Genomic DNA, 18,408 nt, shown 5'->3' on the forward strand with positions numbered 1-18,408 from the left:
GCAAAGGAGCGCAAAGGGGACGGATTTATTTTCTAAGAATGAATTTGTGCCCGGTTGCCTCAAGAGAGAGGCGCGCTAAGGCATCATTGCCGGTGGCGGCAGTTGCGGATGAGGGGCCGCATATTTGCGTCCCTGCCGCGCTAATTTGCGTGATAGTGCTGTTCATCACCGCAACAATCGCAGACGGTGTCGCAGTCAAAACAGTTGCAGGCTCATTGGATGACAGACGGAGGAATTTTTCGCATTGGGACGTTTGACAGAGCCAGAACTGACCAAGGTAAGAGCCGCGCTCTCGGAGCCATTCAACGACTTCCCCGTCGAATACGACTACGTCGCGAGAAAGGTCAGAGGCGTCGATCCTGAAATCCTTTACGAAATCCTCTATTCAGAGGTCGCACCTGTGTGTTTCACCAATCTTGTGGCCGCTGTACCTCCGGTGTGGACGAGCTTCGACCCTGAAATACTTAGAGAGTCGATAGAGGAAAGGCTGGCCGCGAGACAGCGTAATTGGTTTCGCCGGCAGTTCGACAAAGTGCTGGTGCGCTGGCTGAAATACAACTATGCCTACATCTGGAAGGAAATCGTCAGTAGGTTGTGAGCAAAAGAGGTTGACGTGGCTTGGCTCGCTGAAGCTTGAAGGCTGGTGACAACTACAGCTGCTTCTCCACACTAAACGGCAGCATTTATCTGAAAACTGGGAGATTGCGAGATGCTGCGCGGAGCTGAGAGCGGTGAGGTTTACCGGGAATACTACGAGATCCTGCGTACTCCCGAAGCTAAACACGCGTTCTTGTACATGGTTGGTTGGGCATCAACGCTGAAAGGCTATAACTGCTGCCCAAGCTCACATGGACACATCAAGGATTTTCGTTTCTTGCGTGGCAATGACTGCGATTTTGCGTTCATTCCGAACCAAAAGTGGATGTTGTTCTATTTCAGGAAGCCATGCCTCCGTCTACCAAAATTTTCGCGTGATGAAATTGTTGGAAGATTTCCCTGCGCAAAAGAGAATAAGTCCGGAGAGTTCACTGTCCGGCTCAAAAATATGAGCGACGTCATGCGCTTAGTTAGTTACATCGAAACCTAGGTGTGACCAAGGTTTCTGGCATTGGGCGGTTCCAAAGAGCTACATTGGGTCGAAGTGGTTCGTGCTGAATTTGTAGAAAAGCACCATTTAGGGCTAGGGCATTTCCCACGGGTAAACATAACCCTACAAACGCGTTTAAATTACACAAACCGTTACGCCACAAAGGCTACAACGCCTTGCGCCGTTGCCTACGCCTACTACAGAATCCGCCGGCATACGCGGCTATGGGGCGGGCTATATCGTTTGCCTGTCACTGCAAAACAGTGATCGGGTTTGGTAGCCCGCTTCTTGATAGCCGTATGACGACACCTTATGCCGTCTCGATTTTGAGGCTCAGCTTTTATGGTGGCCATGCGTGGGGCTCATTCGTGAGCGCCGGGGTTTGCTATCTTGACCGGTCTACCAACCCACGCATGGCCGCCACCCATCGTTTGGTAGCGAGAGTGACGGCTCTTTATTTCTTATAAGGTAGCGAGTCCTCTATGTTCAAACCAACACCAAACCCACCGGACACCGATCCGATCCCGTACGACCCATCGCTCGAACCTCAAAAGATAAAAGAGGCGACCGACCGCGCCATCAATTTCTATCTCAACCCCGGCTCACTGAAGCTCTCAATCCCGATCCGCAAAACCAGCAAAATCTTCCTCGTCGATCCCGCCGTGGACGAAGAAACCTTGCTCGTCGAAGCCTGCGAGTCGTTAGCCGCTGCCAGTGACATGGCGCGTGATATTGGCGATGTCGTTGACCACTCACAGCGCCGGGCCATGCTGATGCTGCATCAGGTGATCATGCTGAGTGAGCTGATGGTCAATCGAGTCTTGGATGGACGCCGCTTGCCGCACTAGTTGCGGCTCCATGCACGGTTGCACCGCGAACGCCGTGTAGGAGCTGCCGTAGGCTGCGATCTTTTGATTCTGTTTTTGATTGTTGAAGAGCAGATCAACGGATCGCAGCCTGCGGCAGCTCCTACAGGGGGGCATTTTGCGGTGGTTATTTCTTTTGGAGTGCCTTGATGGGTGCTTGCTGGAGTATCAGTTGATGTTTGAAACCACTAATAGTCCGCCGGTGACAGATCCGGCGTCGCCGTATGAATCATTCGATTCGAGAAAGCTTCACGCGGCGGCAGAGCGGGCGCTCGATCATTATCTTGCGCCTGAGAAGATCATGGCGACGCCGTACAGCCCCAGCACTTTGTTCATGGTTAACCCGCAATCCGATACCGAAACCTTGCTGGTCAATGCCTGTGAGTCTTTGGCCTCGGCGACGGTGATGCTGGGGGATTTTGCCGGGATGCTGGAAGGACCGAATCGCAATACGTTGTTGGGGATTGCGCAGGTGGTGATGTTGGGGGAGTTGGCGGTGAACAAGGCGTTGGATAACGTCGAATTGAAGCAACCGGCACCGGGGCTTGTGTCGGGTTGAAACAGCATGGTTGAAAAGCAAGGTGTGCCGAGGGAGCTTGCGCGTGCTCTGAAGAGCAGCGGCCCTTGACCACTCAATGAGGGATGGCGCCCGTGCGCAATCCCTCAGCTCAATCGCTTGCGCACTGCCTTCAGCACCGCTTCGATGTGCCAGGTTTCGACGCCGATGACGACGGCTTCACCGGCATCAGATTGCGCACGCCTGATCTGCGCTTGGTTCGGTGTTGAACTCGGTCATGCTTTGCCAAAACCAAACAATGAACGCAGCCAGCCTGCCGACTTCCGCTCATAGAAGGCCACGGTTTGCTTGAGAAAGTAATCGCTCAGGCCGGTTTCACCTTCGCTGACGCGGCACAGATCAACAGGCTCGCCATCCGGCGCGGTGTCCCCGGCGACGTTACCGGCTTCGCGCATGACCAATTCAATGTCGCCGTCCGCTTCGATGCCGATGATCAAGTGAGGCTTTTGATCTGTAGAGGCGTCATGCATCAATGCGAGAAATGCACGTTTTACGTTGCGATGTTTGGCGAGCAGTTGCGTGAGCGAGTTGATCATCTGCGTCGGGTATTGCGACGGCTGGCCGAGCAGCACTTGGGTGTCTTTTTCGACGGTGCGTTGTGTCGGTTTTTGGCCGATCGCATCGGAGAGCAGGTTGCGCACTTCTTCCGGGAAAAACTCTTTGCCGTAAGGCGACTTTGGGTTGAGGAAAAGCTGCGCGCCCAAGGTGATTTCAAACAGCGCTTTGGCCGGAATTTCTATGTAGGACTCTTCGCTGTCGATGGACTTTTGCAGGGTTTGCAGTGAAGAGAAAAACGGGATGACCGGGGAACCGTCGGGTTTTTGCCAATGGGCGATGCTGATGTTGCTGCCCGCCTCAAGGTGGGCCGGGCCCTCGCCGGTGCCGGTGGTGCCGAGCACGTAGATGGTCGAGCTCAACAGGGCTTTGAAAAACTCGGGTCGGTGCGCGGGCTCGTCTGCCGCCAGGCGCAGTGAGTGCTCGAGGGCGTTTTCTTCCTGGGTATTGGTGATGTCCATCGATCGTTCCATAAAAACAGACAGTAAGTGAATGGTGCAGAGCAGGTCAGTCGCTGCTGCACCCTAGCAGAATCCAGCGCTTGCCTCGCGCGTGTACGTCGGGAACGGCAGTCGAATAAAGCGCAAACGGGTTAAACCCTTGGAACCGGGATTGTTTTTGATTGGCGGCAGGGTCAAGTGGCAAGCGAAACAAGCGTGTCGAGGATGTTGATGGGCACGTAGAGCAGAGTAATGGTCGCATAGGCTTTGCGCGAGCGCGCCACAAATGCGCAGATCGGCAAGGCAATCATGATCACGTCGAGCAGGCCCCACAGTGCGAGCGGGTTAGCCTGGAACAGCGTGACATTGACGATCAACCCGAGGCACAGATAGGTCGACAGCGACAGCAAGGCGTAACGGCCATCCTGTTCGAAGTAGACACGCAAACCGTGCTGTTCGTCCTCGCTGCGGCTGGGCAGCAACAGGGCGGCTGTGACGAACAGCGAGAGCGTCAGCATCACCAGCAGTAGAAATTCAACGAAGCTGAAGGTTTGTTTGACCGACGACAATGCATTGACCGCCCACCAAAATTCCAACTGTGTGGTGAACAATATCACTGCCCAAACCAGCGCAACCCAATCCGGCGCCGCCAAACGGCGGATACGGAATACCGTTAATACACCGAGCAGCAGACGAGTGACGGAGAGCCCGAGGATCATCGAGAGAACGGTGGCGACGATTGGGAAGTTGTTCATCCGGCCTTCCGTGAACGCTGAAAGAGTGCCTTGGGCAGACTAGGTGGGGCCGGGAGGGCCGTCAAACACGACGGTGCGGTTGGGTTGGCAGAATACGGCCGCAAATCGTGCTGCGCTGAGGTAACGGTTGGCTGGAGCTAATGGGGAGTCGAGTTATGTTGAGGTGGTTGCGTAACACTCAAGGCTTGCTCTGCATTGATCGGCGCTGTTTCTGCCACTCCCAGATCATTCGGCCGTATCGGTGGTTTTGGACATGTTGAGCGCAAGCCGTCGATATGTTCCATCAATCCATCCGGGATACTTTGCCACATTGGGTCGAGTATGAAATCAACGCCTTCACGTCTCGCCATTTTCGCTGCGGGAACAAAATCAGCGTCTCCTGCTATCAATACAATCTGGTCAACCTGCTGCTTGAATGACAGGGACGCGACATCTACACCGATTCTCATATCGACGCCTTTTTGTCTGGTCTCGATGCTGACGTCATGCTCTGTGAGGTCGGTGATCTGGATTTTACCTTTCAATAACTCTGCAATTCTCAGAGGTTTGATCGTCCATTTCACATCTTTTGACAAATGTCCGAGTCGCAGTGCCAGTTTGCGTTTATTTCGTAGTCTGGCGTGAAGCTCCCTACGAAAAACCGCTTCTTTCGATTTGGAAAAATCCACGGATTTTTTGGTAATGGGGTTGTGTTGCTTGGTGTCTAGAGGAGGGCAATCGTAGAAAAAAATTCTATACAACTCTTTTCTATACCGCTGTTGAAGGTCTGGAGGCTGGCCGTTGGAACGCGAAGGGATTTTGCTAAAGAGGTGAGCAATGGCCCACCGATGGACAAGATCTGCAGCACGCTCAGCATTGAACGCGTTTTGAGGTTCAATCCTTCGAAAGCGCTTGATGAAAAAGGCGCCATCGACCAATACCGCTGTGGGCATGTTTTCTTCCTGATAACAAAACGCCCAAGGGTTAGGCGCGTCCTGGATGGGTAGGACGGCGTACTGCCTTGGGCGGGATGGGAGCAGATTAGGTGGGGTCAATAGAGGCGTCAACCACTCCTTTTCAGTTTGATCAAGCTTTGTATAGGACCTTGCTTGCCCAACGCTTTCGATGATGGACAGTGACGGGGAAACGATAAAACTGAAAGGGAAAGCAGGCAAGCCAGCCAAGTCTGTAAGATTTGTAGGCAAAAGCGCGCTGTGTTGTAGCCTTGATGCGGCGGTACCAAGGTGTCCGCTTTGAGTTTGCATGCTAGCCCGTTTCAGGTAGCAGGCATCGCCATCGTTTTCATGGGCGATGGTGGTGTCGGTGGGCGTCAGGTTTGTGATTGCCTGGCCCGCGCGCAGGCATGGTTTCAAGTCCGGAATGTGCGAGGCCGGGCGACCTGCAGTGGCGGGGCGCTGACGAACTCGAATTGGCCGCTTCCGCAAACCGATCGGGTAGGATGCTCGCATACTGGAATAAGCCCTCTCGACCAAGGACGCGACTTTTATGGAAACCCTCTTTTCTCAAGTCAGCGAGCGTTTGCACGATCGTCGATTCGCAGTGGCGGATAACACGCAGGGGCTGTCGGGTAGCGGGACGGTGTTTCATTACTGTGTTGAGGGTTCGGGCATTTCCAGCACTTACCAAGGGGGGCGGATTCGTATGGGTCACCAAGTAGGACGCGTGACCGGCCCTGACACCATTGAGTTGCTGTTTCATTGCCTGACAACCGAGAGTGAAATTCTGTCCGGTTGGTCCCGCGGCATTGTTGGCGTGAATGACGCAGGACGAACTACGTTGAGTTTTGTGTGGGGGTGGTTGTCCGGCGCTAGCGGTGGCGCGGAGTCGAGTTATGTTGAGGTTGTTACCTAGCGTTTGTAGTTCGTGATTGTTTTGCTTGTGCCTGCCTGGCTGCGTCCTGGCGTTAATCGTTCAATGCGAGGCTGGATATGTCTGTAGATCTTGACGAGTTGCTGGAGCGCGTGACCGATGAGCAATCGTTCATCGAATTCGTTGCGGCGCTGGGTGCTGATTTCTCCCGTGAGCGGGCGATGGAGAAGGCGACGCCATCCTCTCCTTATGGAGCCGGTGCACTGGGTTGGGAAAATGGATCGGTCGATATGTTTCTCGATGCGGCGGCTGCTTGGGCGGTGGCTACGTCGAGGAATACTCAGACTGATGTTGCCGTGTCTAATGTCTGGCAGCGGTGTGCGGCGATTTTGTTGGCTGGTAAGTTTTATGAGTGAGGGGGCGTTTGATACCCCGAGCACACTCACACTTGGATGGCCACGAGCGCAACGATGTCGATTGACTACGTCATCCAAAGTTACCGGTGGGAGCATCGGGCCGACGGCCTACACGCAATAGATGAGGGCATTTGATGAGCAAACTGTCAGCATTGATCGCGCAAGCGAGTGCCGGACTTTCCGTGCAGCAAAGTATTTCGGATGATAAGTGGGTGGCCATTGCGCAGCAATGCGGGGACGAAGAAGTCGCTGAAATACGTGATCGAATTGACGCGCTGAAGGCTGAATTGCTGACCGTTGAGGATTGGGACGGCGATACTCAGGATGAGATTCATCTGGCGATTGCTCACTTCACCAGGATGCTGAAGCTTGCGTCTGATTCGGTCTAGCGGTTGGCTGGGCGGACGCCTTCGCTGGCAAGCCAGCTCCCACAGTGTCCGCTGCGTGCTTAGAGCCTGGGCAAACACGCAACCCCCTGTAGGAGTGAGCCCGCTCGCGATGGCGTCCGTCCAGCCAACATCTTTTTTGACTGTCCCACCGCTATCGCGAGCAGGCTCACTCCTACAGGGATTTGGGGTGGTGCAGGGTTTGTGGTTCGGCGTAAAAAAGTGTGGGATGTGGGTTAAGGGGTGTTTTGCAGGAGTTGGCTGAGGGTTTGCAGTTCGACTTTTTCTACGTCGGAGACGAGGACGTAGCGCATGTGGTTGGTTTGCCACGAGACAACGTTGAAGCCGCGGATCGATTGGGCTCGCTGCGGTTTGTCAGCGTCGGGAGTCGGCAGGATGAAGACGTTGATGATGTGCTTGGCGTGGCCATAGCTGAGCGCTGCTGCGGTTTGGTGTTGCAGGTAGTCGAGGCGGCCGCCCAGCAGCGGGAAACCTTGCGCCGCGTAGTCGAACACTGGCGGCGAGAAGTCGAGTTTGCCGGTGAACCACGGTTTGACGGTGTGGCGGTCGGAGGAGACGACGTCGTTGAGGTGTTCGCCCATCAGCGAGCGCACGTGGCTGGACACGGCTTCGTCCATCAACGGTTGTTCGCTGCCCGGCGTGGCGACGTAAAGCATCACCGCCAACGCTAACGCCGTCGCGGAAAAAGCGGGGGCGAACCATTTTCGCCAGCGTTCCATCAAGCCAATCGGCGGCGCTTCAGGTGCAAAGAGACTGGCGGCAAACGATGCCGGCGCCGGGTAATACGCGGCATGGCGCTTCACGCTGACCTTTAGCGCTTTCACCTCCGCACACACCTGCGCGCATTGCGCACACGCAGCCAAATGCGCCGCCACCTCCGCAGCCAACGCGGGCTCAAGCTCCTGATCCACATAACCCTGCAACCGCACCCGGCACACCGGGCAATCAAGTTCATTCATGATCGTGCAACTTCAGTAATTCAACTTTGAGCATCGCGCGGGCACGGGCCAGGCGCGACATGACGGTGCCGATCGGGATGTCGGCGACCAGAGCGATGTCTTTGTAGGGCAGGTCTTCGAGTTCTTTGAGCACGATCACCTCGCGATACGCTGGCGGCAGGGCGCTCAGGGCTAGCTGGAGCAGTGCGGCGTTTTCGCTGTGAATGGCCAGCAGTTCCGGGGTCTGGCTGTGGCTGAGCGCGCCTTCGTGTTCGCCGATGTCGTCGTCAATCGGCACCCAATGCCGGCCGGCCGAGGCTTTGAGCCAGGTGTAGCTTTCGTTGCGCACGATGGTCAGGAACCACGCTTTGGCGTTGCCATCGGCGAAACGCTGCAAAAACCTGAAGGCGCGCAAGGCGCTTTCCTGCACGACGTCGCGTGCGGCGCTGTCGTTGCCGGTCAGCCAGCGCGCGAGGTTGTAGGCGGCGTCCAGATGGGGCGCGATCAGTTCCTCAAATTGCTTCATGGTTGGTTCCGCACCGTCACACCTCTATAACCGTGCTGCGTGGGCGTTTATTCCCGCGAAATTATTTATTTTTTTGTGCGGAATAAACCGCCGCCGCGCTTGGTTTCCCTCGTGTCAGCTACCTCACTGTAGTTCGCCCGCGAGGACACACCGATGGACATGCACACAAAATCCCAACGCCGCACCGACAGCTTGCTCAACCCGGACCGACGCGCGCTGCTCAAGTGCTCGGCGTGGGCCGGGGCCGGCGTTATCTGGGCTTTGCACGGCGGCATTCCGAAAGCCTTCGCGCTGGATGCGGCGGGCAACGTCAGCGATCCCAAGGCGTTGGCCAGCACTTTTCATTTCGTGCAGATCAGCGATTCGCACATCGGCTTCAACAAGGAAGCCAATCCGGAGCCGGTGAAGACCTTGCAAGTGGCGATCGACAAGGTCATCGCGCTGCCGAAAACCCCGGCGCTGATCCTCCACACCGGTGACATCACGCACCTGTCCAAAGCCGAGGAGTTCGACACGGCGGCGCAGTTGCTCAAGGCGCTGCCGGCCACCGTGCATTACGTCCCCGGCGAGCACGACACCCTCGATGCGGGCGGCGGCGCGCTGTATCTGCAACGCTACGGCAAAGGCACCAAAGGCAACGGCTGGTACAGCTTCGATGACCACGGTGTGCATTTCATTGCGTTGGTGAATGTCTTCAATTTTCAGGCCGGGCGCGAGGCCAATCTCGGCGCCGATCAACTCGCCTGGCTGGCCGATGACTTGCGCGCGGTGTCGAGCAGCACGCCGATCGTGGTGTTCACGCACATTCCGCTATGGACGATCTATCAGCCGTGGGGCTGGGGCACCGAGGACGGCGATCAGGCGATCGCGATGCTGCGCAAATACGGCTCGGTGACGGTGCTGAACGGGCACATTCATCAGGTGATTCAGAAGGTCGAGGGCAACATCACCTTCCACACCGCCCGTGGCACGGCGTACCCGCAACCGGCACCGGGCGCGGCACCTTCGCCGGGGCCGATGACCGTGGCGGCGGATCAGTTGCGCAATTATCTGGGGCTGACCGATGTGCGCGCGACACAGGGTGATCACCCGCTGGCGCTGATCGATTCGACATTGGTTTAAGGGGAGGGCGCAACGATGAAAACGCGATTTGCGGCGCTGCTCTGCCTGATAATGTCAACGCCGACATGGGCGCAGGACGTGAAGATCGACATCAAGGAATTCATGTTCGATCCCAAGGATCTGACCGTGGCCGTGGGCACCAAGGTGACGTGGGTGAACGACGATCAGATCCCGCACACCGTGGCGGAAACCCACAAGGTGTTTCGCTCGGGGGCGCTGGACACCGATGACAGTTTTTCCTGGGTGTTCGATACGCCGGGGGAGTTTGAGTATTTCTGTGCGTTGCATCCGCAGATGATCGGCAAGATTATCGTGACGCAGTGACCCCTGATTTTCATGCCAGTCAGTGGTTCACGAAGTTTGCTCAGTTGCCGATATAGAGCGATAACAAATAATTTCGGGATTCATTGATGGCTGATTTGTCATGGAAGCAAACTCTTTCAATTTCACTTCTCACTGCTGCTATTACCCTGGGAGGTACGACCTACCAGCAGGCACATCAAGATCAAAGAGCGGACAAGGTAAGTTTTCTCGACGGTGCACAGACCACTGCACAGGAAACCAGTCGTCTTATGGATAACGGATACAACGCCCTTGCCAAGTTGTTGAAAGGGATGGATCAGAAGGGTTGGGAAGATTTTTCCAAAGGGCCGCTGGATGAATATATGGAGTTTCGCCGAGGTTGGCGCCAGCAGTTGATCGCTGAGCACTTCAAGCTTTCCAGATACTTCGGTAAGGATATGGCAAACGAACTTATTAATATCGATGAGATCGACATTCGGCCTACGGACAATCGATCCTCGTCCAATCCATGCTCGCGCCCTACAAAGTACCAACACTCTGATATCGAAAAGCTGGCCGCAGAGATCGAGTGCCATGCCCGTTTTATGACAGTCAAGCAAGATGCAGTCAATGGCCGATTGGACGCCCAGCAAACGGATGAACTCGTTGAAGCGCTCAATTCAAAAATGGACTTGATGAATGAAACGAAAAACCTGCTTCGGAAATACGATAAAGCTTCGGTCTCCTACTTGAGGAAACTGGACACCCGTTTGACAACGCTAGGCGTCTCGACAGTGACGGCCCTATAAGAAGCCGCCCCCCCTGTAGGAGCTGCCGAAGGCTGCGATCTTTTGATCTTGATATTGATCTTGAAAAACAAGATCAAAAGATCGCAGCCTGCGGCAGCTCCTACACGTTACGGTCGAGCTCGAGACTTTGACTCAGGATCTTGTCACCACGCCAAAATCTTCTGCAGATCATCCCGCTATCTGTTCGCGGGCTATGTGCGACAGCAGAGCTGTGTCGAGCAGTTGATGCATCTGCACCGCATCGGCAAATGTACCGGCGCTGTGGGTGCCGTTTTTGATGTCATCGGCATAAGCGGCATACAGATACGCCAGTTCCAGCACCGCCGACGGCAGTTCGGTGGATTTCAGCGGGTCGTAACCCTCTGGCACTGGCAGCACTTGCAGCGGCAGGTTGTCGCCGTGGGCGCCTTCGATCACGTAGTCGTCACCGATGTCGCCGAACGCTGAGCGGTTGCTGATGCGCAGGTCTCCGGCGTCACCGGTGATATCGATCTGCACGCCGGAGCCGTTACGCTTGCCGCCTTCGATGTGTACCGACAGTACCGCGTTGTCGCCGAGCATACCGCTGAGCACCAGTTGATCGGGTGCGGCGCTTTCGAGTACTTCCCCGGTCTCGCGGATGGTCACCAGCGGAAACTGGTTGACCAGTAAACCGCTGACCTGATGTGGCCAACCGGTGGCGGTCAACAGCATGTCGAGAAAGTGCCCGGCGTAGATCGCGATGACGCTGGAGAAGTTTTCTGCCGGCGCCGTCCAGCGCAGGGCGTTGGGGCGCAGGGCCTGGAAATAATTCATGCTGACGTGCATGCGCACCGAGCGCAATTTGCCAACGTAACCGCTTTGCAGCAGGTCGCGCAGGTAACGATTGTGCGGCGCCAGGCGTCGCTGCAAGCCGACGATGGTGCGCACCCCGGCAGCTTCGGCGAGGCGCAGCAGCTCTTGCGAGGTTGCTGTGCTCGGCGTCAGCGGCCATTCGCAATAGACGTCTTTCTTCGCGGCGATGGCGGCGCGCACCGCCACTTCATGTTGCGGCGCGGTGGTCAGCACGACCACCAGATCGACCTCCGGATGGTTGACCAACTCTTCCAGCGAACCGACGACATGGCGGATGCCGTACTGAGCGGCAGCCTCGCTCGCGGCCGCTTCGCGCTGGGAATAGATCGCGCGGATTTCATACTGTGGCAGCAGTTGCAGAACCCGTACGTGGCCATGCTTGGCCCAGTTGCCGATACCGACCAGACCGACGCGGATACGGGGAGTCGTGGGGGTTGAAGTGTTCATCGCATACCTCGAAAAAGCCGTGATTGGCAGGCAGCGATTGTGCTGAGCGGTGCCCGGCGGAAAAAGGGTGTGGCGTTCGTCACTCTGCGGACTGCGCCGGGGTGAATCGGCGGACTCGTCGCAACAGCGACTGCGGACAGCGGCGGCACAAGTGAGTGGAAAGCCAGGCTCTTTTTCCGCCGGCGACGCACGCGGATCCTTGGCGCCAGTACCGCAGAGGTCACTGGCTCTAACGTTGGCGCCTGCGGTGTTCCATTCATTTCTGGAGTGATCCCATGTCTTTTCCAACGACTGACTGTGCAGACGCCGACGTGGCTGCTGCCGTCGACTCGGCGCAACCGCTCAATGCGTGGCTGGCGGTGTTTGCCGTGGCCATCAGCGCTATCGTTTTCTGTACCACCGAATTCCTCCCGATTGGTTTGCTGCGCTATATCAGCGCCGGCATGAACGTCAGCGAGGGCACCGCTGGGTTGCTGGTGACTGCGCCCGGTTTGCTCGCCGCACTGGCCGCGCCGTTGTTGGCGATTGGCGTTGGCCGGATCGATCGGCGTTATGTGTTGCTGAGCCTGGCGGCGTTGCTGGTGGTCGCCAATCTGCTGTCGATGCTGGCGAGCAGTTTTGCGGTTTTGCTGATCGGCCGGGTGCTGTTTGGTATCGGCCTCGGGGGTTTCTGGGCGGTGGGCGCGGGCATTGGCAGTCGTCTGGTGCAGGAAGGGTCGGTGGCACGCGCCACGTCGATCATCTTTGCCGGGGTCTCGATTGGTATGTTGCTCGGCGGGTCTGCCGGGGCGTTGATCGGTGAGATATTCGGTGTGACGGGCGCGTTCGCATTGGCGCTGGGGTTGTCGGTGCTGAGCTTTGTTGCGCAAGCGTTGTGGCTGCCGAAGTTGCCGGTTGAGCGCGCCATGCCGGCGCGGGATCTGCTCGGTATAGTGCTGACGGGCAACGGTCGTGTCGGTTTGTTGGTGATGTTTTTGGCGCTGTGCGGGCAGTTTGCTGCGTACACCTACGTCACGCCGTTTTTGGCCCAGCAGGCGCACTTTGACGCGGCGTCGATCTCGGCGATTTTGTTTGCTTACACGTTGGTGGGGTTGGGCGGCAATTTTATTGTTGGTGGCTTGCAGCGCTTCAGCGTGAAAACGCTGCTGGCGGCGACGATTGGCCTGTTGTTTGGCGCGTTGGGAATGCTGGCGTGGTGGGCGACGTCGCCGATGTGGGTGTTGCTGTTGATGGCGGTGTGGGGCTTGGCTTACGGCGCGTTGCCGTTGGTGTTGCAGATCTGGATGGCCAAGGCTGCACCGGATGCCCAAGAGGGTGGGATGGCGTTGTTTGTCGCCAACTTTCAGATCTCGATTGCGCTGGGATCGTTGGGCGGCGGGTTGTTGGTGGATGGGTTAGGCGTGAGTCAGTCCCTGGGGTATTGCGTGGTCGCCGGTATTGCCGCGTTGCTAGTGTTAGCGGTTAACACCCGCAAGACCTGAATGTCCACCACCCAATGTAGGAGCTGCCGCAGGCTGCGATCTTTTGATCTTGCCTTTGACTCTACAAAAACAGATCAAAAGATCGCAGCCTGCGGCAGCTCCTACTGGGGGTGGGGGCTTCAGGCGCTGAGGCGCATGGTTGGCGCGGCAGGCTTGGCGGCGAGCAAGTGGGCGGCCATGAAATCAACAAACGCCCGCAGCTTCGGCGAGCGATACGGGTTGGCCGGCCACACCGCGCGAAAGGTGCCGGTGTGTTCGGTGTACTCGCCCAAGACCTGCACCAGCGTCCCGGCAGCGAGTTGCTGACGACAGGCGAAATCTGGAATGCAGACTATGCCGAGGCCAGCTTCGGCCAAGGCAATCAGCGGTTCAACCGTGCTGGACGTGGTCGCCACCGGCACCACCACATCCTCGCTGTCGACCGGCGCAATCAACGGCCAACGCTCCAGTTTTCCGTTGGTGGGAAAACGATGATGCAGGCAGCTGTGATCAATCAGATCCGCCGGTTTCAACGGCGTACCCGCGCGTTTCAGGTAAGCCGGTGAGGCCACCAGTTTCAGGTGATAGTTGCCCAGGCTACGAGCGATGAGCCGCGAATCTGAAGCATCCCCTGTGCGCACCACCACATCAAAACCATCATTGATGATGTCGACCAGATTGTCGGAAAAATGCAGGTCCAGTTCGATCTCCGGATACGCCTGCATAAACGCAGTCAGCGTCGGTGTCATCAACATCCCGGCCAGCGGCAAACTCACGCGCAGACGACCATGCGGCGCCGATCGAGTCAGCGCGAGGCCCGCTTCCATGGCTTCCATCTCGTCGAAAATCCGTCGACAGCCGTCGAGAAATTGCAGGCCTTCTTCGGTCAATTGAATGCTGCGCGTGCTGCGATGAAACAGGCGCACACCCAAACGTTGTTCCAGCCGCGCAATCGCCTTGCCGACCGCCGAGGCCGACAGGCTCAGTTGATTGCCGGCCTCGGTGAAGCTACGGGTTTCAGCCGCGCGGGAGAAGATCTTCAGCGAACTGAGGTTGTCGAGGTTATGCATGCGGGAACGCTCCGGGACGGGCAGCCCACATCGCTGTGGGCTGCCGGGGGATTTACTGGGCGTAGAGTTCAACCAGTTGGCTGTTGAACGCGGTGACAAAGGCGTGTTCATCCGGCCCGGCATTGGCGCGCAGAGGCTTGGCCCGTTCGACGAGGATTTCGACAGCGTCGGTGCCCAGCGCGGCGATCGTTTCGGCGATGAACTCGTCCAGCGGCATGGCCAGTTCCGCTTCCGAGCTGTCCATCAGTTCGGTGCGCACCCATGGCGGCGCGATTTCCAGCACGTTGACCGAGGTGTCGCGCAGCATGAAGCGTTGCGACAGGGCGTAAGAATGCAGGGCCGCTTTTGTTGCCGAATACACGGCGGTCAAGGCCATCGGCACAAATCCCAACACCGAAGAGGTGTAGGCCACGTAGGCGTTATCGGCTCGCTTGAGATGCTCGATCAGCGCCGAGGTCAGGCGAATCGGCCCCATCAGATTGGTGGTGATGGTCGACACCAGCAATTCATCGTCAATAACGCTGGCAGCGCTGTCGGGAAGCATGATCCCGGCATTGTTGATCAGCACATTGAGCTGCGGAAAGTCGCGGATCAGTTGCTCGGCGACCTTGGCGATGCTCGCCGGGTCGGTGATGTCCAGCTCGACTGCGTGCATGCCCGGATTGGCGGCGACGACTGCGGCGAGATGGGCTTGGCGGCGGCCGGAAATGATCACCTGGTTGCCCAGTTTGTGCAGCGCTTCAGCCAGACCACGGCCAATGCCTGAACCGCCGCCAGTGATGAAGATAGTGTTTTCAGTCAGTTTCATGATGAGTGCTCGCAAAGGGAATGAAAGAGGATTACTTGGCGGCGCGAATAATCAGTTCGGCGACCGCGTCGGGTTGGGAAATCATCGAGCAGTGACCGGCATCGACGAAGGTGCTGATGGCGCCGATCTTTTTCGCCAACAGTTCTTGCAGCGCCGGGGGAATCGCGTTGTCGAGGGTGCCGACCAAGTACCAGCTCGGCTTGTTGCGCCAAGCGGCGCGGGTGAGCGGGGCGGTCAGGGCGGCAGCGGAAGTCGGGCGTTGATGGCTGAACAGCTGATGCTTTTCGGCGTCGCTGACGTCTTGTGCAAAGCCTTGGTAGACGCCGTTGTAGGTCAGGCTCAGGTTGCCGGCGTCGTCGCCACGGATCTCTGCGCTCATCAGCGAAGGCTCGACCCGTTCGGTCAGGCCCAACGCCGATTCACCGATATCCGGGGTGAAAGCGTTGATGTAGACGAGACCGGCAACGTTGCGGTGTTCTCCGGCTTCGCTGATGACTGCGCCGCCGTACGAATGGCCGACCAGCAGCGCTGGGCCGGGGCTGGCGGCGATGACTTCGGCGACGGCTGCGGCATCGGCGGCCAGCGAGGTCAGGGGCAGTTCGACGGTGCTGCTGCTCAGGCCGGCGGCGGTCAGTTCAGCGCGGACCTTGTGCCAGGACGTGCTGTCGGCCCAGGCGCCGTGGACGAGGATGACGTGTTGGATGCTGCTCATGCTTGATCTCCTGTGTCAGCAGCGGGCGGGTTGCCCGTGCGGTGACTTCAGGAACAATGCTATGCGTGAGCAGGGCGGCGGATGGGCCGTAAAACCGACGTTTCCGGCCAAAGCCGTTTGGCCGCAAATGCAGGTTGGCGATTCACACGGGCAGCGACTCTTCCAGCGGTTCGACGGCGCTGCGCAGCGATTGCGGCGATTGCCCGAAAGCGCGCAGAAACGCCCGGCGCATGCGGTCGCGGTCGCCAAAGCCGGTTTCCGTGGCGATGTTGTCGAGCGAGTGCCGACCCTGTTCCACCAACAGCCGCGCGCTTTCCAGACGCAGGTTTTCGATGGCTTTGGCCGGTGAGGTGCCGGTTTCGGTGCGGAACACCCGGCTGAACTGGCGCGGGCTCAGGCACGCGGCGTTGGCCAGATCTTCGCTGCGCAGGTCTTTGCGCAGGTTGCGCCGGGCATAGTCGAGGGCTTGCTGGACGCGGTTGGACGTCGGGTTGAGCGCGACCAGTTGCGAGTGCTGCGACTGCCCGCCGGCGCGGCGGTGATAGAGCACCAGACTCTGCGCGACGCTACGGGCGAGGGCGGCGCCGTGGTCCTTTTCGACCATGCCGAGCGTCAAATCGAGCGCGGCGGTCATGCCGGCGGAGGTCCAGATTTTGCCGTCGACGATAAAAATCCGGTCTTCATCGACGGTGATCTGCGGAAAGTCGCGGCGCAACTCCGCCGCACGCCGCCAGTGCACGGTCGCCCGCCGACCACTGAGCAAACCGGCTTCGGCCAGGGCAAACGCGCCGACACACAGTGCCCCAACCCGGCGCGCACGCGGTTCGACTTCGCGCAAAAACGCGACAACGCCCGCCGGCGTCGATGAGCGATCCATCGCGCCCGCCACCAAAATCGTGTCGTACACGGCATTGCTGAACGGTTCGGTGTGCACCGAGGCAAACAGCGAACTGGCGACAGGCCCGCCATGCTCGGACAACACATGAATGTCGTAGAGCGGCTCGCCGGCACTGCGGTTGGCGAACTCGAAGGCAGACAACGCGGCCAGGCTCATCACCTGGAAATCCTCGCGTATCACTAAGGCCACTTTCTGCACGGTGCAACACTCCTCAACGATCGGATGACAGCGGTGATTGCGGACAACCAGTCCGCAAAGAACGGCCCCGCAGGCCGTTTTTCCCTGCCGACGGTTTGCCTACAGTGCGCTTCATCCCGCACCCCGTACAAGCCGAAACGGCTTTGATGAGCGATGCAGGCAAACCTTCTTCCTTCAAGCGAGTCACGATCATGTCCTCACTGTTTTCGGCAATCCATCTTGGGCCTTACACCTTGTCACACCGCGTTGTCATGGCGCCGCTGACGCGCATGCGTTCCGAAGCGGGCGATCGCCCCGGTGAACTGATGCAAACCTATTATGCGCAACGCGCTTCGCAGGGCGGCTTTATCGTTTCCGAAGCCACCGTGGTGTCGCCGACCGGCAACGGTTATCTGGGTTCGCCGGGCCTGTACAACGACGAACAGATCCCCGGCTGGAAAGCCATCACCGAAGCCGTGCACGCCAAGGGTGGGACGATTTTTCTGCAACTGTTCCATGCCGGCCGACAATCGCATCAGGACATGCAGCCCAACGGCGCATTGCCTGTCGCACCTTCCGAAGTGGCTTATAACGGCGTGGCTTACACCGCCGACGGTTGGGTCACCAGCAGCCCGCATCGCGCTTTGACGGAGGCCGAAATCAAAGACTTGGTCGAAGACTTCCGCAGCGCCTCTGCACGGGCACTGCAAGCCGGTTTCGACGGCGTGGAAATTCATGGCGCCAACGGTTATCTGATCGACCAGTTCCTGCAGGACGGCAGCAATCAGCGCTCCGATGGCTACGGTGGCAGCATCGAAAACCGCGCGCGGTTTTTACTGGAGATCACCGAGGCTGCGATTTCCGTGTGGGGCAGTCAGCGAGTGGCGGTGCGCGTGGGGCCGAGCGGCACCTTCGGCGACATGAAGGACAGCGATCCAAAGGCCTTGTTTACCTACGTGGTGCAAAGGCTGGATAGCCTCGATCTGGCTTATCTGCACTTGATCGAACCGCGCGTACTGGGCAACGTCATCGATGACAGCAAGGACCAGGCTCCGGTCGCGTCGCAGCTGATGCGCCAGCACTATCGCGGGTTGATTATTGCAGCGGGTGGTTTTACCGCGCAGTCAGCAGAGGCGATCCTGCAAGCCGGGGACGCCGATATGGTGGCGTTTGGTCGGGACTTTATTGCTAACCCGGATTTGCCTGAGCGTTTGCGTCGTGAGTGGCCGCTCAATGACTACGACCGCGACACCTTCTACGGCGGTACTGCGCGCGGCTACACGGACTATCCGACTTTTGTGCCAGAACGGGCCAAGGGCGTTACCGCTGAGGCTTAAGCAATGAGAGCGTGGGCATGCTGTCGTCGAGAGGGCATGCCCACCGTTTCAGGATGAAAACTGTCGAATACCGTGG

At 58.1% G+C, this 18,408-nt stretch carries 21 protein-coding genes; 11 read left to right on the top strand and 10 right to left on the bottom strand.

The window, feature by feature from the left end:
• Positions 1-253: 253 nt before the first annotated feature.
• From ACIPZE_RS00540 to ACIPZE_RS00550, 3 genes are all read left to right on the top strand, one after another.
• Positions 254-598 (top strand): hypothetical protein, encoded by a 345-nt coding sequence (locus tag ACIPZE_RS00540; protein WP_400771019.1) that lies wholly within the window; start codon positions 254-256, stop codon positions 596-598.
• Positions 599-1,569: 971 nt separating this feature from the next.
• Positions 1,570-1,935 carry a DUF6124 family protein gene (locus ACIPZE_RS00545; protein ID WP_400770517.1) on the top strand — a complete coding sequence of 122 codons (366 nt, stop codon included), beginning with the start codon at positions 1,570-1,572 and terminating at the stop codon, positions 1,933-1,935.
• Between the two features lie 193 nt (positions 1,936-2,128).
• Complete coding sequence (locus ACIPZE_RS00550) at positions 2,129-2,512, top strand: DUF6124 family protein (RefSeq protein WP_400770519.1); 384 nt, start codon at positions 2,129-2,131, stop codon at positions 2,510-2,512.
• Positions 2,513-2,745: 233 nt separating this feature from the next.
• Here ACIPZE_RS00550 and sseB read toward each other — a convergent pair whose 3' ends face one another.
• The 3 genes from sseB to ACIPZE_RS00565 all read right to left on the bottom strand — a co-directional run bounded on the left by sseB (position 2,746) and on the right by ACIPZE_RS00565 (position 5,728).
• Positions 2,746-3,546 (bottom strand): enhanced serine sensitivity protein SseB, encoded by an 801-nt coding sequence (gene sseB / locus ACIPZE_RS00555; RefSeq protein ID WP_400770521.1) that lies wholly within the window; start codon positions 3,544-3,546, stop codon positions 2,746-2,748.
• A gap of 173 nt (positions 3,547-3,719) precedes the next feature.
• A complete protein-coding gene (locus ACIPZE_RS00560; protein WP_283436286.1) occupies positions 3,720-4,280 on the bottom strand; it encodes a hypothetical protein in 561 nt (186 codons plus the stop codon).
• Between the two features lie 137 nt (positions 4,281-4,417).
• Positions 4,418-5,728 carry an NYN domain-containing protein gene (locus tag ACIPZE_RS00565; protein ID WP_400770523.1) on the bottom strand — a complete coding sequence of 437 codons (1,311 nt, stop codon included), beginning with the start codon at positions 5,726-5,728 and terminating at the stop codon, positions 4,418-4,420.
• Positions 5,729-5,765: 37 nt separating this feature from the next.
• Between ACIPZE_RS00565 and ACIPZE_RS00570 the strand changes: the two genes are divergently transcribed.
• The 3 genes from ACIPZE_RS00570 to ACIPZE_RS00580 all read left to right on the top strand — a co-directional run bounded on the left by ACIPZE_RS00570 (position 5,766) and on the right by ACIPZE_RS00580 (position 6,894).
• Positions 5,766-6,131 (top strand): hypothetical protein, encoded by a 366-nt coding sequence (locus ACIPZE_RS00570; protein ID WP_400770525.1) that lies wholly within the window; start codon positions 5,766-5,768, stop codon positions 6,129-6,131.
• 77 nt (positions 6,132-6,208) lie between these two features.
• Entirely contained in the window at positions 6,209-6,505 is a 297-nt protein-coding gene (locus ACIPZE_RS00575) for a hypothetical protein (RefSeq protein WP_400770527.1), read from the top strand.
• 134 nt (positions 6,506-6,639) lie between these two features.
• A complete protein-coding gene (locus tag ACIPZE_RS00580; RefSeq protein WP_400770529.1) occupies positions 6,640-6,894 on the top strand; it encodes a hypothetical protein in 255 nt (84 codons plus the stop codon).
• Between the two features lie 233 nt (positions 6,895-7,127).
• Here ACIPZE_RS00580 and ACIPZE_RS00585 read toward each other — a convergent pair whose 3' ends face one another.
• Positions 7,128-7,871, bottom strand: a complete 744-nt coding sequence (locus ACIPZE_RS00585; protein WP_400770531.1) for an anti-sigma factor family protein — start codon at positions 7,869-7,871, stop codon at positions 7,128-7,130.
• Positions 7,864-8,376, bottom strand: coding sequence for a sigma-70 family RNA polymerase sigma factor (locus ACIPZE_RS00590; RefSeq protein WP_400770533.1), 513 nt, complete (start codon positions 8,374-8,376; stop codon positions 7,864-7,866). Before ACIPZE_RS00590 ends, ACIPZE_RS00585 begins: the two co-directional genes overlap by 8 nt.
• A 153-nt stretch (positions 8,377-8,529) precedes the next feature.
• On the opposite strand from ACIPZE_RS00590, the gene ACIPZE_RS00595 reads away from it, so the two are divergent.
• The 3 genes from ACIPZE_RS00595 (at position 8,530) to ACIPZE_RS00605 (ending at position 10,589) form a co-directional block, all read left to right on the top strand.
• Entirely contained in the window at positions 8,530-9,498 is a 969-nt protein-coding gene (locus ACIPZE_RS00595; RefSeq protein WP_400770535.1) for a metallophosphoesterase family protein, read from the top strand.
• Between the two features lie 15 nt (positions 9,499-9,513).
• On the top strand, positions 9,514-9,822 hold the full coding sequence (locus ACIPZE_RS00600; protein ID WP_400770537.1) for a cupredoxin family copper-binding protein: 309 nt from the start codon (positions 9,514-9,516) through the stop codon (positions 9,820-9,822).
• 86 nt (positions 9,823-9,908) lie between these two features.
• Positions 9,909-10,589, top strand: coding sequence for a hypothetical protein (locus tag ACIPZE_RS00605; protein ID WP_283436294.1), 681 nt, complete (start codon positions 9,909-9,911; stop codon positions 10,587-10,589).
• A 168-nt stretch (positions 10,590-10,757) separates the two neighbouring features.
• Here the strand turns inward: ACIPZE_RS00605 and ACIPZE_RS00610 are convergent, their stop codons facing one another.
• Positions 10,758-11,870: a Gfo/Idh/MocA family protein gene (locus ACIPZE_RS00610; RefSeq protein WP_400770539.1), complete on the bottom strand. Its 1,113-nt coding sequence runs from the start codon at positions 11,868-11,870 to the stop codon at positions 10,758-10,760.
• A gap of 275 nt (positions 11,871-12,145) precedes the next feature.
• Here ACIPZE_RS00610 and ACIPZE_RS00615 point away from each other — a divergent pair, with 275 nt between their 5' ends.
• On the top strand, positions 12,146-13,351 hold the full coding sequence (locus ACIPZE_RS00615; RefSeq protein WP_400770541.1) for an MFS transporter: 1,206 nt from the start codon (positions 12,146-12,148) through the stop codon (positions 13,349-13,351).
• 119 nt (positions 13,352-13,470) lie between these two features.
• On the opposite strand, the gene ACIPZE_RS00620 is transcribed toward ACIPZE_RS00615, so the two are convergent.
• From ACIPZE_RS00620 to ACIPZE_RS00635, 4 genes are all read right to left on the bottom strand, one after another.
• Complete coding sequence (locus tag ACIPZE_RS00620) at positions 13,471-14,400, bottom strand: LysR family transcriptional regulator (RefSeq protein ID WP_129394189.1); 930 nt, start codon at positions 14,398-14,400, stop codon at positions 13,471-13,473.
• Positions 14,401-14,452: 52 nt separating this feature from the next.
• On the bottom strand, positions 14,453-15,208 hold the full coding sequence (locus ACIPZE_RS00625) for an SDR family oxidoreductase (RefSeq protein WP_400770543.1): 756 nt from the start codon (positions 15,206-15,208) through the stop codon (positions 14,453-14,455).
• A 31-nt stretch (positions 15,209-15,239) separates the two neighbouring features.
• Positions 15,240-15,920 (bottom strand): alpha/beta hydrolase, encoded by a 681-nt coding sequence (locus ACIPZE_RS00630; RefSeq protein WP_129394187.1) that lies wholly within the window; start codon positions 15,918-15,920, stop codon positions 15,240-15,242.
• Between the two features lie 142 nt (positions 15,921-16,062).
• Positions 16,063-17,016: a GlxA family transcriptional regulator gene (locus ACIPZE_RS00635; RefSeq protein WP_283436298.1), complete on the bottom strand. Its 954-nt coding sequence runs from the start codon at positions 17,014-17,016 to the stop codon at positions 16,063-16,065.
• Between the two features lie 191 nt (positions 17,017-17,207).
• On the opposite strand from ACIPZE_RS00635, the gene ACIPZE_RS00640 reads away from it, so the two are divergent.
• Positions 17,208-18,332, top strand: a complete 1,125-nt coding sequence (locus ACIPZE_RS00640; protein WP_400770545.1) for an alkene reductase — start codon at positions 17,208-17,210, stop codon at positions 18,330-18,332.
• Positions 18,333-18,408 lie beyond the last annotated feature (76 nt).

The organism is Pseudomonas sp. NPDC089741 (genome assembly GCF_044748825.1).
Taxonomy (GTDB): domain Bacteria; phylum Pseudomonadota; class Gammaproteobacteria; order Pseudomonadales; family Pseudomonadaceae; genus Aquipseudomonas; species Aquipseudomonas helmanticensis.

Excerpts from the sequence above, each read along its gene's own strand:
- ACIPZE_RS00640 (WP_400770545.1), top strand. The coding sequence starts at position 17,208 with ATGTCCTCACTGTTTTCGGCAATCCATCTTGGGCCTTACACCTTGTCA.
- ACIPZE_RS00600 (WP_400770537.1), top strand. The coding sequence starts at position 9,514 with ATGAAAACGCGATTTGCGGCGCTGCTCTGCCTGATAATGTCAACGCCG.
- ACIPZE_RS00615 (WP_400770541.1), top strand. The coding sequence starts at position 12,146 with ATGTCTTTTCCAACGACTGACTGTGCAGACGCCGACGTGGCTGCTGCC.
- ACIPZE_RS00585 (WP_400770531.1), bottom strand. The coding sequence starts at position 7,871 with ATGAATGAACTTGATTGCCCGGTGTGCCGGGTGCGGTTGCAGGGTTAT.
- ACIPZE_RS00625 (WP_400770543.1), bottom strand. The coding sequence starts at position 15,208 with ATGAAACTGACTGAAAACACTATCTTCATCACTGGCGGCGGTTCAGGC.
- ACIPZE_RS00550 (WP_400770519.1), top strand. The coding sequence starts at position 2,129 with ATGTTTGAAACCACTAATAGTCCGCCGGTGACAGATCCGGCGTCGCCG.
- ACIPZE_RS00560 (WP_283436286.1), bottom strand. The coding sequence starts at position 4,280 with ATGAACAACTTCCCAATCGTCGCCACCGTTCTCTCGATGATCCTCGGG.
- ACIPZE_RS00590 (WP_400770533.1), bottom strand. The coding sequence starts at position 8,376 with ATGAAGCAATTTGAGGAACTGATCGCGCCCCATCTGGACGCCGCCTAC.
- ACIPZE_RS00605 (WP_283436294.1), top strand. The coding sequence starts at position 9,909 with ATGGCTGATTTGTCATGGAAGCAAACTCTTTCAATTTCACTTCTCACT.
- ACIPZE_RS00580 (WP_400770529.1), top strand. The coding sequence starts at position 6,640 with ATGAGCAAACTGTCAGCATTGATCGCGCAAGCGAGTGCCGGACTTTCC.
- ACIPZE_RS00575 (WP_400770527.1), top strand. The coding sequence starts at position 6,209 with ATGTCTGTAGATCTTGACGAGTTGCTGGAGCGCGTGACCGATGAGCAA.
- ACIPZE_RS00595 (WP_400770535.1), top strand. The coding sequence starts at position 8,530 with ATGGACATGCACACAAAATCCCAACGCCGCACCGACAGCTTGCTCAAC.
- ACIPZE_RS00630 (WP_129394187.1), bottom strand. The coding sequence starts at position 15,920 with ATGAGCAGCATCCAACACGTCATCCTCGTCCACGGCGCCTGGGCCGAC.
- ACIPZE_RS00620 (WP_129394189.1), bottom strand. The coding sequence starts at position 14,400 with ATGCATAACCTCGACAACCTCAGTTCGCTGAAGATCTTCTCCCGCGCG.
- ACIPZE_RS00610 (WP_400770539.1), bottom strand. The coding sequence starts at position 11,870 with ATGAACACTTCAACCCCCACGACTCCCCGTATCCGCGTCGGTCTGGTC.
- sseB (WP_400770521.1), bottom strand. The coding sequence starts at position 3,546 with ATGGACATCACCAATACCCAGGAAGAAAACGCCCTCGAGCACTCACTG.
- ACIPZE_RS00570 (WP_400770525.1), top strand. The coding sequence starts at position 5,766 with ATGGAAACCCTCTTTTCTCAAGTCAGCGAGCGTTTGCACGATCGTCGA.
- ACIPZE_RS00565 (WP_400770523.1), bottom strand. The coding sequence starts at position 5,728 with ATGCGAGCATCCTACCCGATCGGTTTGCGGAAGCGGCCAATTCGAGTT.
- ACIPZE_RS00545 (WP_400770517.1), top strand. The coding sequence starts at position 1,570 with ATGTTCAAACCAACACCAAACCCACCGGACACCGATCCGATCCCGTAC.